This is a genomic window from Acinetobacter haemolyticus, assembly GCF_900406815.1.
Classification (GTDB): domain Bacteria; phylum Pseudomonadota; class Gammaproteobacteria; order Pseudomonadales; family Moraxellaceae; genus Acinetobacter; species Acinetobacter haemolyticus_A.
Window position 1 is genome coordinate 147604 of sequence record NZ_OVCN01000007.1, and the last position, 13579, is coordinate 161182.

The following is a 13579-nucleotide window of genomic DNA, read 5'->3' on the forward strand; positions in this document are numbered from 1 at the left end:
ATAAAATTAATGATCCAAATAACATGATTGTTCGTGACCAGCCAAGCATTTTTAGAGTTTTATTCTCATGGCGTGGGACGATTTTACCCAAAATTTTACCGTCACTTGGCTTTGTCATGCTGGTCTCAGCCATCATCGGCGGTATTGAGTATGTCAATTTATACCGCTTCCCTGAAATTCCCTTAGTTGGCTTTACCCTGATCGGCGTTGTACTCTCGATTTTCCTGGGTTTCAAGAACAGCGCTTGTTATGAACGTTGGTGGGAAGCCCGTAAACTCTGGGGTGTATTAATCGCTACAGCTCGCCATTTCGATCGTGATTGTCGTGTTCTAACCCAAGCACGTCGTGAACGTGTGATTCAAAATGTGATTGTGTTTGCCAACGTTTTACGTGACCGTTTACGTCATCAAACTGCCAATCCAACAGAATTGACTGAAACAAGTGGTTTAAGTCAGCAAGCGCTTACTCAACTCTATCAACAACAAAATGCGCCTCAGTACACCCTCAGCTTGATCCAATGGGAACTTTTACAAGCGCTCAAAGAAGGCGAAATCACAGATATTATTTATACCCAAATGAACCAGCATGTTGCAGCATTGAGTGAAATGCAAACAGGCTGTGATCGTATTGCGAATACCCCGATTCCATTTGCTTATTCTGTTTTGCTGAATCGGACGGTGTATTTTTTCTGTGTCATGTTACCGTTTAGTTTAGGTTCATTATTAGGCTTAGTCACACCTCTTTTAGTGGGAATCTTGGCCTATACTTTTCTCGGTTTGGATGCATTAAGTACAGAAATCGAGGAACCCTTCGGTACACAAAGCAATGACTTACCTTTAGATGCAATGGTACGTAATATTGAAATCGAGTTACTCGGTACGCTAGGTCGCCCAACCCCGCCGCCAATTCAGGCGCATGATCACAATTTGCTTTAATTGCCATTTCCCTCATCAAACTTAATGAGGGAAATGAATTCCCATTAAATAAATTGTGATGTCACCAGCGATTTAAAGCGTTCAGTAAATTGCCCATTCCAATAAGGATAATAAGGGTAAGGTGGATAAATCGCGCTGGCCTGATTCAATTGTGCGATATGCTGATCCGACAACTGAATATCTTTTGCTTTCAGATTTTCTTGCAGTTGAGTTTGATTACGGGCGCCAATCAAAACACTTGAAACAGTCGGACGTTGTAACAACCAATTCAAAGCAATTTGAGGGATAGAATAACCCGTTTCTGTAGCAATCTGTTTGAGTGTATCAATGACCTGATAAAGATGTGCCTCGTTTACAGGAGGTGCAAACTGTGCCGTATCATGCAACCGGCTTTCTGCTGGAATCGGATTTTCCCGATCAAATTTACCTGTTAATCGCCCCCAACCCAATGGACTCCACACCACCGCACCGATCTGCTGATCATCATTCAAAGGCATCAATTCCCACTCATAATCACGTCCAATTAAAGAATAATAGACCTGATTGACCACAAACTTTTCATAGCCGTATTGATCCGCAATAGCTTGTGCTTTCATCAATTGCCAGCCAGAAAAATTGGATACTCCGATATAGCGAACTTTGCCACTTCGCACCAGTTCATCTAGCGTTTTCATCAACTGATGCAATGCGGTAAAGCTATCAAATTGGTGCAATTGCAATACATCAATATAATCTGTTCCCAATCGTGCCAGTGATTGTTCTACTGCTGACAGTAAATAGTCCCGACTAAATCCAGCAGCATTCAGACGATCCGAACTACGAATGCCAACCTTAGTTGAAATGATAGCCTGCTGTCTTTTCCCTGCTAAAGCTTTACCGAGCATTCGTTCGGACTCTCCTTCCGAGTAGACATCCGCGGTATCAAAGTAATTGATACCCGCGTCCAGACCAGCTTGAATCATTTGATTTGCTTCAGCTTGGCTGGCTTGTCCCCAAGCGGCAAAAAACTGCCCCTGCCCGCCTAAAGTACCAGCACCAAATCCTAATTCTGAGACTTTTAAGCCCGAGTTTCCTAGAAAATGATATTTCATGAGTTTGTCTCCAACATGTGATTACTTAGAAACAAAATACCGCTAGGGCTTTATTTAAAAAACCACGATAATCAGGAAATACTTTTCTGGTTTAATTGATAATGAATACAGAAGATTTTCAATTTTTTATACGCGTTGCAGACTTAGGCTCAATTAGCAAAGCTGCGCAAGATGCAAATATTTCAGTTTCAGTCGCCAGTCAGAAACTACAACGCTTAGAACAACATCTTCAACTGCGATTATTTCACCGTACCACCCGCAAACTGACATTGACGGAAGAAGGCCGCACGTTACTTGCCTATGGGCGCAATTGGATGACTGATTTCCTCAATTTACATGAGTCATTAAAAGTCAAAGATCATGCACTGGCAGGTACATTGCGAATATCCGCTTCCGCAACTTTTGGTACCAAGGTTTTAATGCCCATAATTGCCGAATTCTCGCATTTACATCCTGAGCTGCATATCTATCTTGACCTCAATGATCAAAACATCGATTTAATTCAACAGGGTATGGATCTGGCGATTCGTATTGGACAGTTGAAAAGCTCAAGTTTGATTGCCAAACAATTAAGCCCAAATCCACGTTTGTTGTGTGCCTCACCCGCCTATCTGCAACAATATGGGATGCCACAGACTTTATCTGATCTCAAATTACATCGTTGTATTTTACAACAGCATGCCAATGGTTTAACCGACCAGTGGAGCTTTCTAAATAAAGCAGGGGAAACTGAGCAGATCAGAGTGGAGGGTTACTTTAGTACTAATTCGGGTGAAGCCATTCGACAGGCAGCTTTGCATGGTTTAGGCATTTCCAATCATTCGTTTTGGCATGTTGTAGAAGATTTAAAAACAGGAAAACTGATACAGGTTTTGCCAGATTGTCCAGTTGAGGCAACTGCAATTTATGCGGTCTTTCCGCATCGAGAATTATTACCGCCTAAAGTGCAATATTTTTTAGATTATTTAACACATTACTTCCAGCATCACACTCACTGGCAAATTGAAACTTAAGTTTATTTAAAGCACCGCTAAATCAAACAACATCCATTAAATGCCTTATAAAGCGATGCAGAAAAAAGACGAATTAAGCCTTCTAACTTTTTGATTGGCAAACTTATCGAAAACGCTCCCAAACACCTCGTTGCCCTTCTTTAACTCGTGGTGTTTGTCCTAATTTAATCCAAGGCATATTATCGCCATGAAAATCACTACCAATGGATACTGCTAAATCACATTGCTGAATCATTCGATCCACCATTTGCCGAGTCGAAGCGGGTTCTATACTTGGCGGTAACTCAACGGCATCCCCACCACTCTCTGCAAATAGCTCAATCAGATAGCGGATATTGGTCGCAGAAAGATCATAACGAGTTGGGTGCGCTAAAACAGCAAATCCCTGACTGGCATGAATTACATCAATTGTTTCTTTAAGCCCCACACCATCAAATTTTACAAATGCTTTTTTCCCTTCTTTGAGAAAGCGATCGAATGCTTGTTGAGGACGGCTCACGATATTCTTTTCGACTAAGGTTTTGGCAATATGTGTCCGTGTTACACGATCCGCATGCCCATCTACTTTGGCAATCACTTCAGGATAAATATCAAAACCAATACATTTTTCCAATAAATCACAAATGGCTTTTGCACGTTCGGCACGGATTTTCTTCTGCTGTTCCAACAGTTCACGGATCGGAGTCTCATCCTGCATATTTAGAGCCACAATATGCACTCCATAACTCTTTTTGGTATTGGGTCTAGACCATTGGCTTGATACCTCTACACCTGAAATAAGCCGAATATCATGATCTTGAGCATGCTCATCAAGATAACGCTGCGCCCGCGTTAAACCATCCATCGTGTCATGGTCTGTCACTGCCAAGGTATGAATTTTTAAATCCACAGCGGCCTGTACCAACTGCTCAGGAGAGTAGGTTCCATCGGAAATGAGCGTATGTGTATGTAAATCGACACCGAACATGGTTTGTATTATGCTATCTGACCTATTTCATCACTGTACTGTAACATGAAAGCGTTGCTCGACTATCTTCCTCTGATTATCTTCTTCTATTTTTACAAAACCACTGACCCTAAAGATAGTCAGCATCCTTTGTTGGAATTGGTGGGCAGTACTGGAAATACGGATCAAAACCATATTCTTGTCGCGACCTGTGCACTACTCATTTCCACCCTGGTAGTATATGGGTGCTTATTTTTATTCCAAAAATTTAAATTGGAAAAAATGCAGTGGTTTATTGTGGTCATGTCCGTCATTTTTGGTGGTATTACCTTAGCATTCAGTGATGTAACCTATATCAAATTAAAAGCGGTCATTATTAATGTCGGAATAGGCATCGGTTTTTTGATTACCCCATTATTCAACAAAGAAGGCATGCCAATTATTCAGAAAATGCTAGGTTCAGTATTAGAGCTCAGTAAAAAAGGCTGGATAAATCTTAACTGGGCATGGTGTGGTCAATTCTTCTTACTCGCAAGTTTGCATTATTTCTTTGGCTTTTTATTTTTAGATGGAAAATACTGGGGCGAATTCACTGCTTTTGGCGATATTATCGTTTCTCTCACTTACCTTGCTGTTATACTATTTTGCTTACGAAAGCATTTTAAAACCACCACCTAATTTCCGTTATTGAGCCAATGCTATGCCCTATTTCGTACTCAGCTGTACTGATCGTGAAGGTACTTTAGAAAAACGTTTAGCAACACGCCCACAACATATAGAACGCCTACAAAAACTAGATGATGAAGGACGTTTGATTGCTGCTGGTGCTCACCCAATCGACCCAAATAATCCACAGGCTGGTTTTCTGGGCAGCACGATTATTGTTGAATTTGATAGCCGTGAAGCATTGGATGTGTGGATTGAAGAAGAACCATTTTTAAAAGAAGGAATTTACGCAAGTATTGACGTAAAACCTTTTAATAAAGCTTTTCCAAAAGGGTAAATCATGCGTATTGCACTACCAAGCTTATTCGCTCTAGGTTTACTCTTTAATACTACAGTTTGGGCTGTAGAAGCCACACCACCAGCTACAACCGCTGCTGTCACTACACCAAGTACTGCGAAACCACTCACAGCAGAACAGATTGCCAAAGCGAAACAACAGCAAGAAGCAAAGGTAAAAGCACTGGTTCAAGATCAAGCCAATCGCTTAAAACAACTTGAACATGCCAATCTTGAAGCGCTTGCGCAAAATCAGGAATTGCAGTTAAAAAATGATAATTTAACGGTGCAAGTCCAAGTGCTACAAAGCGAACGTAGTGCTCAGATGTTTCTGTATGGGGCTATGACGATTGCGGTAGGTGTCATTCTCGGTTTCTTTATTGCTAGCTATGTTTACACTAAACGTCGCCGTCAATGGTAAACATCATACTGTAATTTATGTCTCACTCATCAAAAATACAAACCGCTGAATTGGATTGGGAAATGGTCGATGGTATTGACCTTCCCATTTCTAAACAGTTTGGCGATGTCTACTTTTCCAAAGATAATGGTTTACTCGAAACTCGCTATGTATTTTTAAATGGCAATGATTTAAACGAGCGCCTATCACAACTCAACGACTATCAATATTTCTGTGTGGGTGAAACGGGTTTTGGTACAGGTTTAAATATTTTAACCTTGTGGCAACTCTGGCAACAGATTCGTCCAAATAACCACAGTCATTTGCATGTCATTAGTGTAGAAAAATTTCCGCTTCGCCGAACTGATTTGATCCGAGCCCTAAATGCTTGGCCAGAGTTAGCGCCTCTGGCACAAAAACTCATTGCACAATATCCCCTACCTATTGCGGGATGTCATCGTCTTAGTTTTCCAGAGGAAAGATTTAGCATCGATTTGTGGTTAGGTGATGCACAAGATATTTTTCCAAATATTCCTAAAACGCAAACCGTACATGCTTGGTTTCTAGATGGTTTTGCGCCTTCTTGTAATCCAGACATGTGGCAAGAAAATGTACTGAATAATATCGTACGTCTATCAGATTTTGGAACAACGTTTGCTTCCTTTAGTGTGGCGGGGGTACTCAAACGTGGGTTGAAGCAACATGGTATTCAGATTAGTCGTCCACGTGGTTTTGGTCATAAAAGAGAAATGCTCAAAGCGATTTGGCTCGATCAAGCATCCACGGAGATGCATTCTACTGACCCGATAAAAGCAGACACGAGTACTCTAAATGCTCCCCAAACATCCCAACTCACAAAACAACAGAAAATCGCAATTATTGGCGCAGGAATTGCGGGTTTAAGCACTGCATGGGCATTTGCTCAGCGTGGCCATCAAATCACGATTTACGAGCAAAATGAGCCGCTTTCAGGCGCATCAGGTAATCCTCTTGCCTTGCTCAATCCAAAATTATGTCCAATTGAGCAGGCACATGAGCATTTGATGACCTTAAGCTGGCAACATGCATTGAATTTTTATGCACGCTTTCAAGCTTTTAGAGCCATTCAAGTTGAGCAAATTGCCTTAAAGAATCCAGATGAATTGTTGCGTCTAGCCGAACAATATCCAGATCAAGTATTAACGACCCATACATCGGAAAAGATTAGTCCTCAAACAGAATTTCCGAGTTTGAAACTACAACAAGCAGGTGTCGTGGCACCTCATCAACTTCGTGACGAAATCTTACAGCACCCAAACATCCGTGTAAAAAAAGCCAAGGTTTCACGTTTAAATGCGATAGGAGCACAGACAGAGCTATGGCAAGATCAACAACATCTTGCCACTGCCGATCAGGTCATTGTCTGTTGCGCAAAACAAAGTGCAGCGTTGTTTGAACATTATCCCGTTTTAAAACCAATTCGTGGACAAGTGAGCTGGGTTGAAAATATCCAACAACCATTATCTCTTGAGCAAGCCTATAGCTATGGTGGTTATTGCATGCAATTGGATGCATCACAATTGATCTTAGGTGCATCCTTTTATCCGAATCGTGATGACACTGAAGTTTTGATTGAAGATCATGTGCATAACTACGAACTTATCCACAGTATCTTTCCAAGATATGCAAAACACCTCTCCCCCATCGATACTTGGCAAGGTCGAGCATCAGTTCGTGCACAAACTTTGGATTACTTTCCGTTGGTGGGCAAAATCCACAACAATCAACCCATTTATACTTTTGCGGGTTTAGGTTCTAAAGGTTTTTTATTTGCACCATTATGCAGTGAAATCTTAGTGGCATTGGTATTAGGTGAACTTTGCCCTGTACCACAAAGCTTATTGAGTAAACTCGATCCTCAACGCTTTCAAAAGAAAGCTAAAGTAAAAAAACCGTATTATTCAGGTTAAATTGTTATTATTCATTTACAACGATGACTTAAATCATTTTTTAAATTTGCCAAAATACATGACGTATCTTGGCAAATTCTAGGGGTCTTTTAAGCACCTTGTTCCAAAGGCAAGCCGGCGTCACGTGCTGCACGCGTTCCGCCCATGAGAACTACATATTCACGAGAACTATCAATCCCTTCTAATAACTCTGCCGCACGCGGTGCTTTACTGCCACCACCACATAGAATATAAATCGGCTGATCCGCTGCAACTTGAGTCAAACTATCCGCATTTAACTCAGCAATTGGACGATTCATCGCCCCTTTCACATGAGCCTCAGCATACGCTTTGGTATCTCGGACATCCCAAATGACAGCGTCTTCTGGGAACTCAAATGTTGTAATTTCTTGTTTACGGATCATTGTGCACTCCTTTGATGTAAACAACACTTGGCAAATGAAGAAAACCCCCTTAGCATCTCAGATATTCTTTCCCTTTGTAAAGGTCTAACCATGCCTTCTTTTGATATTGTTTCTGAATTAGAGTTATTTGAAGTCAATCATGCTGTGCAAAACACGCAAAAAGAGATTGGTACACGTTTTGACTTTCGTGGACAAGACGTTTCGATTGAGTTAAATGAGAAAAATAAAGAAATCAAAATCTCAACTGAAAGTGACTTCCAATGTGAGCAAGTTTACACCATGCTCGAAAATCACTTCTACAAGCGTAAAGTAGATGTACAAGCTTTAGATCCTCAAAAAGCGACAGCTTCAGGTAAACATGTTGTTCAAGTGATCAAGCTTAAAGATGGACTTGACTCAGATACTGCAAAAAAAATTAATAAAGCCATTAAAGAAAGTGGCATCAAAGCGCAATCTTCTATCCAAGGAGACAAAATCCGTGTCACGGACAAAAAGCGCGATACTTTACAGCAAGTGATGAACTTTTTACGTGAACAACAATTTGGTCTACCACTGCAATTTAATAATTTCAAAGACTAAGCAATAGGTTCACTATGGCAAAAGATAACCGTCTTTATACGCTGGTTAAAACCACTTCTAAATTTCCGAAAAGCATCCGTAGCACGCTATGGAGTAAAGCTTTTGGTCGTGTTGTTCCAATGGTCGGGACTGCAAATATCCGCTATTTAGAAGTGGATAAAGACCATGTCACTGTTCACATCGAAAACCAACGTAATATGCAAAACCATATTAAAGGTGTTCATGCAGCTGCAATGGCATTATTGGCTGAAACAGCGACAGGTTTTTTAACAGGGTTGCATGTACCCGATAATCGTATTTTATTGATCAAATCACTCCATGTCGATTATTTAAAAGTGGCTCAAGGTGGCTTAACCGCTACAGCAAGCTTATCTGCTGATCAACAGAAGTTTATCGCGGACAATGAGAAAGGCGAGTTATTGATTCCTGTGACCGTAATTGATGATTCTGGCAATGAACCCATCCAATGCCAAATGCTTTGGGCTTGGTTGCCAAAACGTAAAAAATAAGATCTCAAATTAAAACAAAGCCCATTTCAAATGGGCTTTGTTTTTTATAAGGGTTAAATAAATGTCTCAATAATGCCAATCAATTGCTTCAAATACTCCGCATCAATCTCATCAAATTGATCGAGCTTTTCACTATCAATATCGAGGACAGCAACACACTCACCATTTTTGATGACGGGTAACACAATTTCCGATCTTGAAGCAGAACTACATGCAATGTGTCCTGGAAACTGATCTACATCAGGCACAATCATCACTTGCTGCTGTTGCCAAGCCGTACCACACACGCCACGCCCTTTGGCAATACGGGTACAGGCAATAGGTCCTTGAAATGGTCCTAACACCAATTCATTGTCTTTCACCAGATAAAAACCAATCCATAGCCAATCAAATTGTTGCTTTAACGCTGCACAAATATTCGCAAGATTGGCGATCACATCAGACTCTCCCTCAACAATTGCCTGAATCTGCGGAATAATACTTTGATATTGCTCGGCCTTGTGACCTTGCTGTAAAACGAGTTCTTCAGCCATTCTCTTTATTCCAAATAAAATAATATTTTTAGCGCATTCCTAATCACAAAACCTTAGCTTTATCGACTGCTGCAAAAGCCTGTTTAATCTCTTCGGCGATCACACGCTTATTACCATTTACATCAACTGCCACGAAAGTAAATACGCCTTCCGTAATACGAACAGGTTCACGAGAATCATCATGGCTATTCCACACTTCAATTTGGACTTGTACCGAGGTGTTACCCACTTTCAATATTTTGGTGTAACAACTAATCACATTCCCCACCTTTACAGGCACTAGGAAACTCATCTGATTAATTGCAATAGTTGCACAACGCCCTTTACTAAAGCGCTCCACGTGTATAGCACCCGCCAAATCCATCTGTGAAACAATCCACCCCCCAAATACATCCCCACTCCAGTTAGTATCTGCGGGCATTGCAATCGTCTGTAACGACAAAATTCCTTCTGGCTGGTTTGGGCGTTCCATCATTTTAATGTCCTTGATGTTGCTGTAATTGTTGATCTAACCACTGTTGTAACTCTGGTGTCCGTAAAGCACCGCTAATTCTTGCCAACTCTGTCGTTTTATTCATTAAAACAAGTGTGGGAATACTCCGAACATGAAATGCAGCACTCAAACGCGGATTGGCTTCAGTATCAATTTTTGCAAAAATCACATAGGGGTTTTGCTTAGCAACTTGAGCAAAATGTGGTGCCATCATTTTACAAGGACCACACCATTCAGCCCACAGATCAATCAAAACAGGTAAATCATTATTGCTGATAAAGTGACTAAAATTTTGTTCATTTAACTCAATTGGTTGTAAGGGCAATAAAGCTTGATGGCACTGACCACAATTTGGATGCACAGCTAGCTTTTCTTCAGGTACACGATTTTTTGCACCACAGGATGAACAGACAATAATCATCACTTCACTCCAATATGTTGATGTAAAAATTCTAATTGGGTTGTGACTGCTTTTTCAAACCAAGAACCATGATAAATATCAAAATGCTTCATTTCCCACTCATGGTAGCTTACAAAAGGAGCAATATTAGTTGCAGCTTCACGACTAGATGCGATAGGGATTAAACTATCTTGTTTTGCTGCGATAAATAAAACGGGAATATTAATCTTACGTACAAATTGAATTGGACGATAACGCATTAAATTAAAAAAAACACGAGCAGGAACCTCACCACTCCAATAATAATCAGGGTTCACAATCGAATGATAACCATAATAGCTATCAGAGGTTGGTAGGAAGCACAATTTATATTGATCCACAACGGGTAATGTCTTTGGCACCAAGCCCATTTTTGACCCCATATAGTCCTGACTGGAACGCTTTAATGCTTCTGGATAACGCTGGAGTGGATAAAGTTTAGCGGTTTCAGCACCATCAACATACGGTACTTGTACCATTACGGCTTGAATATTCTTGAGGTCAGTTGCCAAACTCAGAGCATACCCCCCACTTAATGAAGTTCCCCAAAGAATAATTCGCCGGCTATCAATCAACTTACAATTTGATGCGAACTGAACAATGGTTTTCCAGTCATCTAGCTGTGACGTTAAAGACACCAACTCTCTAGGCTTTCCCGTACTCCCCCCCCAATAACGATAATCAAATAAAATGACTGCATATCCTGCTTTTGCAAACCGCTGAGCATATTGAACTAATTTAAATTGACGCAACCCAGCAAACCCATGAGCCATGATAATAACCGCAGGTTTAATGTTAGTTTTGGGAAGATAAAAATCTGCTGCGATTGTTTCATCACCACTCGGAACATACAACGGCTCAACTGTATAGGTGTGCATGCGCGCTCCATTTCATTATCTTTTTACTGAACATCACTTATTTGTTATAGACATTTAAACTCAAGATCAAGCTTAATGCTATGATAGAGCATAAAATGTTTTGTTTGTTTTTGGAGTGACAAGATGTCAGAGAATATAGGTTTTGCAGGTCAAATCGGCCCAGAACATGTAGCACAAGTTGTTGAAAAAGGCTTTAAATCTATTATTAACAACCGTCCTGATATGGAAGGTGGCCCAGAGCAACCGACAAGCGCCCAGATCGAAGAGTCAGCTCGCAATGCAGGCCTAGATTATGTTTATCAACCTGTCGTTGCTGGGCAGATCACCGAACTTGATGTCCGTGCATTCGCAAACCATTATAATGAACTCCCAAAACCAATTTTAATGTTCTGCCGTACAGGTAATCGCTCTAATAATTTATATCAACTCGCCAAACAAATGGATTTGTTGGATGATTAAAACATTGTAAAAAAACGGCCCTAAGGCCGTTTTTTCATTAACTTATAAATCATCTAAACAATTCGTAGACAATCCATAAGGACTATTAATATTAGGTGCTACGCCATTAGCGACATCAACATCACTTATCAAATAACTTAAACCAAAGCTTGTTGACCCGCTAATACTCTTTCCACTAACAATCGAGTCTGCAATTACTTGGATATTAAGATAACCAGCATAAATTTTAGGATACTGTATTTTTAAATCAAATCTACCATTTGCATCTGTCGTATATTTATTATCAGTCGCAGGTGTTCCTTCAGAGTTTATAAAAGAAACAACTTGAACAGTTTGTCCTTCTTTAACAGGTTTCAACTGATCAATTTCTTTACCATTACTATTTACTTTAATGACTGGAGTGACACATTGCGTAATAACTGCTGGTAAATACTTATCTGCTGTATCATCTGGTGGAATACTTGTATCAAAAAAAGCATAAAAACCTTTATTATAGGTTAGAGCATTCACTCCCATTATGACATCTTGATTAGGTATAGGCTTACCATCTACATCAGTAACTTGTACTGAAACATTTTTATAATAATAAACTCCATTTGTGGAGGATTCAATTTTTGTTGGATTATAAGCAACAGAAATAGCTCCTACAGGTCGAGGAACAGTAGAGTTAACGATATCCAACTTATAAGTATAAACTTTAGTTGATTGGCCAAAATTTGCTTCTAAAACTAAGTCATCTGTTACAAAAGAATCTGCACTATATGAAGCAGCTCTTTGAGTCTCATTAAAAGATAACGTATATGTAATTCTTCCATTTATATCGGTTTGAGAGGCATTTGGAGTGAACTTAACTCCATTTAAAGCAGAATTTTTAACTTTTAAAGAAATAGCTTGGTTAGGTAACGTTGCACCATTAGCATCAACAGCAGTTAAAGTAACAGTTGTTTGGTCACCTCTAACATTTAATGATGTTTTAGTAGCGTCAAATAAGACAATGCTAGTTGTATCAGCCCCATTACTGTTATCAGCACCAGTAACAGTAATTAATTGCTCTTGACTTAACTTTCCGTCATTCGCATTAACTATAATTTTAAAACCATTTTTAATTAATTCTGCTAAAGTTGGTGAGGTGGATGGTGTAGTTAAAACAAATACCGCATTACCAGAGTCATTTGTTGTTTGTTTGGATAATCCAGCATTATTAACATTATTTGTAGGATCAATAATTGATAAAGTTACAGGTATTTCAGCTACTCCACCTTTATTCATATCTAAAGCACGAACAGTCACAGTGAGTTGACCATTTGTAGCTGCAATTGATAATTTGTCTAATTCAATTTTTAAACTAGCAGCTGTAGGAGTTATTCCTCCTCCAGGAGTTTCTACACCAGGATTGCCATTCCCAGAACCATTATTAGAGTTATCATTTGAGCCATAATAACCTCCGCCCCCTCCACAACTAGCCAATAAAATTGATATAGCAATTACAGACAACTTTGAAGTAAGTTGCTTTTTATTCATGATCATTCCTTTTTTGTCCCCATCAAATTCTAAAATCGAAGCTGATTTGTCATTATAAAAAATATTCCTAATGTAACCATAATATAGATTTTATGTAAATATAGTTTATCTTCAGGTAACAAGTATTAAAGTGATACTAATCAAACTATCATGAAAAAAAGAGAAATTTGTGATGTATTTTAACAAATATTTATTTTTTAAGTATCTTTTTTATTCAAAGGTATAGAGATAAGTTTATATTAAAGTTGAGTTTAATTCATTAATTATGTTTTGATTAGTAATAAAAAAGAAATATCCTTTTAGCAATAAAAAACACCCCCTCAGCGTTAGCGGAGGGGGTGTTTAGATTTAAAAGCTGGCGATGACTTACTCTCACATGGCAAGTGCCACACTACCATCAGCGCGAAGAGGTTTCACTTCTGAGTTCG

Annotated in this window: 17 protein-coding genes; 9 read left to right on the forward strand and 8 right to left on the reverse strand. The window is 39.6% G+C overall.

Annotated elements, in window-relative coordinates; genetic code table 11:
* Nucleotides 1-23 precede the first annotated feature (23 nt).
* Nucleotides 24-935 carry a bestrophin family protein gene (locus tag DK207_RS06735; RefSeq protein WP_109440511.1) on the forward strand — a complete coding sequence of 304 codons (912 nt, stop codon included), beginning with the start codon at nucleotides 24-26 and terminating at the stop codon, nucleotides 933-935.
* 44 nt (nucleotides 936-979) lie between these two features.
* Here the strand turns inward: DK207_RS06735 and DK207_RS06740 are convergent, their stop codons facing one another.
* The gene (locus DK207_RS06740) at nucleotides 980-2026 is read right to left on the reverse strand and encodes an aldo/keto reductase (RefSeq protein WP_109440512.1); all 1047 of its coding nucleotides are present in this window, start codon (nucleotides 2024-2026) and stop codon (nucleotides 980-982) included.
* A gap of 101 nt (nucleotides 2027-2127) precedes the next feature.
* Here DK207_RS06740 and DK207_RS06745 point away from each other — a divergent pair, with 101 nt between their 5' ends.
* On the forward strand, nucleotides 2128-3039 hold the full coding sequence (locus DK207_RS06745; RefSeq protein WP_109440513.1) for a LysR family transcriptional regulator: 912 nt from the start codon (nucleotides 2128-2130) through the stop codon (nucleotides 3037-3039).
* Nucleotides 3040-3142: 103 nt separating this feature from the next.
* Here DK207_RS06745 and DK207_RS06750 read toward each other — a convergent pair whose 3' ends face one another.
* Complete coding sequence (locus DK207_RS06750) at nucleotides 3143-4006, reverse strand: PHP domain-containing protein (protein ID WP_109440514.1); 864 nt, start codon at nucleotides 4004-4006, stop codon at nucleotides 3143-3145.
* Between the two features lie 45 nt (nucleotides 4007-4051).
* On the opposite strand from DK207_RS06750, the gene DK207_RS06755 reads away from it, so the two are divergent.
* From DK207_RS06755 to mnmC, 4 genes are read left to right on the forward strand one after another with little or no spacing between them, the layout of a single operon-like run.
* A complete protein-coding gene (locus DK207_RS06755; protein ID WP_109440515.1) occupies nucleotides 4052-4663 on the forward strand; it encodes an inner membrane-spanning protein YciB in 612 nt (203 codons plus the stop codon).
* Nucleotides 4664-4685: 22 nt separating this feature from the next.
* The gene (locus DK207_RS06760; RefSeq protein WP_004637863.1) at nucleotides 4686-4988 is read left to right on the forward strand and encodes a YciI family protein; all 303 of its coding nucleotides are present in this window, start codon (nucleotides 4686-4688) and stop codon (nucleotides 4986-4988) included.
* Between the two features lie 3 nt (nucleotides 4989-4991).
* Entirely contained in the window at nucleotides 4992-5408 is a 417-nt protein-coding gene (locus tag DK207_RS06765) for a hypothetical protein (RefSeq protein WP_109440516.1), read from the forward strand.
* 17 nt (nucleotides 5409-5425) lie between these two features.
* Nucleotides 5426-7336 carry an FAD-dependent 5-carboxymethylaminomethyl-2-thiouridine(34) oxidoreductase MnmC gene (gene mnmC, locus DK207_RS06770; RefSeq protein WP_109440517.1) on the forward strand — a complete coding sequence of 637 codons (1911 nt, stop codon included), beginning with the start codon at nucleotides 5426-5428 and terminating at the stop codon, nucleotides 7334-7336.
* Between the two features lie 89 nt (nucleotides 7337-7425).
* On the opposite strand, the gene DK207_RS06775 is transcribed toward mnmC, so the two are convergent.
* A complete protein-coding gene (locus DK207_RS06775) occupies nucleotides 7426-7740 on the reverse strand; it encodes a rhodanese-like domain-containing protein (protein ID WP_109440518.1) in 315 nt (104 codons plus the stop codon).
* Between the two features lie 90 nt (nucleotides 7741-7830).
* On the opposite strand from DK207_RS06775, the gene DK207_RS06780 reads away from it, so the two are divergent.
* Entirely contained in the window at nucleotides 7831-8319 is a 489-nt protein-coding gene (locus DK207_RS06780) for a YajQ family cyclic di-GMP-binding protein (RefSeq protein WP_004637859.1), read from the forward strand.
* 14 nt (nucleotides 8320-8333) lie between these two features.
* Nucleotides 8334-8828 (forward strand): DUF4442 domain-containing protein, encoded by a 495-nt coding sequence (locus tag DK207_RS06785; RefSeq protein WP_109440519.1) that lies wholly within the window; start codon nucleotides 8334-8336, stop codon nucleotides 8826-8828.
* Nucleotides 8829-8881: 53 nt separating this feature from the next.
* Here the strand turns inward: DK207_RS06785 and DK207_RS06790 are convergent, their stop codons facing one another.
* The 4 genes from DK207_RS06790 to DK207_RS06805 are packed head-to-tail and all read right to left on the reverse strand — an operon-like array spanning nucleotide 8882 to nucleotide 11171.
* On the reverse strand, nucleotides 8882-9361 hold the full coding sequence (locus DK207_RS06790; protein WP_109440520.1) for a GAF domain-containing protein: 480 nt from the start codon (nucleotides 9359-9361) through the stop codon (nucleotides 8882-8884).
* A 43-nt stretch (nucleotides 9362-9404) separates the two neighbouring features.
* The gene (locus DK207_RS06795) at nucleotides 9405-9836 is read right to left on the reverse strand and encodes an acyl-CoA thioesterase (protein WP_109440521.1); all 432 of its coding nucleotides are present in this window, start codon (nucleotides 9834-9836) and stop codon (nucleotides 9405-9407) included.
* A gap of 1 nt (nucleotide 9837) precedes the next feature.
* Nucleotides 9838-10275 (reverse strand): thioredoxin TrxC, encoded by a 438-nt coding sequence (gene trxC, locus DK207_RS06800; protein WP_109440522.1) that lies wholly within the window; start codon nucleotides 10273-10275, stop codon nucleotides 9838-9840.
* The gene (locus tag DK207_RS06805) at nucleotides 10275-11171 is read right to left on the reverse strand and encodes an alpha/beta hydrolase (protein ID WP_109440523.1); all 897 of its coding nucleotides are present in this window, start codon (nucleotides 11169-11171) and stop codon (nucleotides 10275-10277) included. The genes trxC and DK207_RS06805 overlap by 1 nt, the downstream gene beginning before the upstream one ends.
* Nucleotides 11172-11294: 123 nt before the next feature.
* Between DK207_RS06805 and DK207_RS06810 the strand changes: the two genes are divergently transcribed.
* The gene (locus DK207_RS06810) at nucleotides 11295-11630 is read left to right on the forward strand and encodes a TIGR01244 family sulfur transferase (protein ID WP_109440524.1); all 336 of its coding nucleotides are present in this window, start codon (nucleotides 11295-11297) and stop codon (nucleotides 11628-11630) included.
* A 42-nt stretch (nucleotides 11631-11672) separates the two neighbouring features.
* Here DK207_RS06810 and DK207_RS06815 read toward each other — a convergent pair whose 3' ends face one another.
* On the reverse strand, nucleotides 11673-13151 hold the full coding sequence (locus tag DK207_RS06815; RefSeq protein ID WP_228247934.1) for an Ig-like domain-containing protein: 1479 nt from the start codon (nucleotides 13149-13151) through the stop codon (nucleotides 11673-11675).
* Nucleotides 13152-13579: the final 428 nt, after the last annotated feature.

Excerpts from the sequence above, each read along its gene's own strand:
- DK207_RS06795 (WP_109440521.1), bottom strand. The coding sequence starts at position 9,836 with ATGATGGAACGCCCAAACCAGCCAGAAGGAATTTTGTCGTTACAGACG.
- DK207_RS06785 (WP_109440519.1), top strand. The coding sequence starts at position 8,334 with ATGGCAAAAGATAACCGTCTTTATACGCTGGTTAAAACCACTTCTAAA.
- DK207_RS06805 (WP_109440523.1), bottom strand. The coding sequence starts at position 11,171 with ATGCACACCTATACAGTTGAGCCGTTGTATGTTCCGAGTGGTGATGAA.
- DK207_RS06735 (WP_109440511.1), top strand. The coding sequence starts at position 24 with ATGATTGTTCGTGACCAGCCAAGCATTTTTAGAGTTTTATTCTCATGG.
- DK207_RS06790 (WP_109440520.1), bottom strand. The coding sequence starts at position 9,361 with ATGGCTGAAGAACTCGTTTTACAGCAAGGTCACAAGGCCGAGCAATAT.
- DK207_RS06740 (WP_109440512.1), bottom strand. The coding sequence starts at position 2,026 with ATGAAATATCATTTTCTAGGAAACTCGGGCTTAAAAGTCTCAGAATTA.
- DK207_RS06775 (WP_109440518.1), bottom strand. The coding sequence starts at position 7,740 with ATGATCCGTAAACAAGAAATTACAACATTTGAGTTCCCAGAAGACGCT.
- DK207_RS06815 (WP_228247934.1), bottom strand. The coding sequence starts at position 13,151 with ATGAATAAAAAGCAACTTACTTCAAAGTTGTCTGTAATTGCTATATCA.
- DK207_RS06745 (WP_109440513.1), top strand. The coding sequence starts at position 2,128 with ATGAATACAGAAGATTTTCAATTTTTTATACGCGTTGCAGACTTAGGC.
- DK207_RS06780 (WP_004637859.1), top strand. The coding sequence starts at position 7,831 with ATGCCTTCTTTTGATATTGTTTCTGAATTAGAGTTATTTGAAGTCAAT.
- trxC (WP_109440522.1), bottom strand. The coding sequence starts at position 10,275 with ATGATTATTGTCTGTTCATCCTGTGGTGCAAAAAATCGTGTACCTGAA.
- DK207_RS06750 (WP_109440514.1), bottom strand. The coding sequence starts at position 4,006 with ATGTTCGGTGTCGATTTACATACACATACGCTCATTTCCGATGGAACC.
- DK207_RS06755 (WP_109440515.1), top strand. The coding sequence starts at position 4,052 with ATGAAAGCGTTGCTCGACTATCTTCCTCTGATTATCTTCTTCTATTTT.
- DK207_RS06760 (WP_004637863.1), top strand. The coding sequence starts at position 4,686 with ATGCCCTATTTCGTACTCAGCTGTACTGATCGTGAAGGTACTTTAGAA.
- DK207_RS06810 (WP_109440524.1), top strand. The coding sequence starts at position 11,295 with ATGTCAGAGAATATAGGTTTTGCAGGTCAAATCGGCCCAGAACATGTA.
- DK207_RS06765 (WP_109440516.1), top strand. The coding sequence starts at position 4,992 with ATGCGTATTGCACTACCAAGCTTATTCGCTCTAGGTTTACTCTTTAAT.
- mnmC (WP_109440517.1), top strand. The coding sequence starts at position 5,426 with ATGTCTCACTCATCAAAAATACAAACCGCTGAATTGGATTGGGAAATG.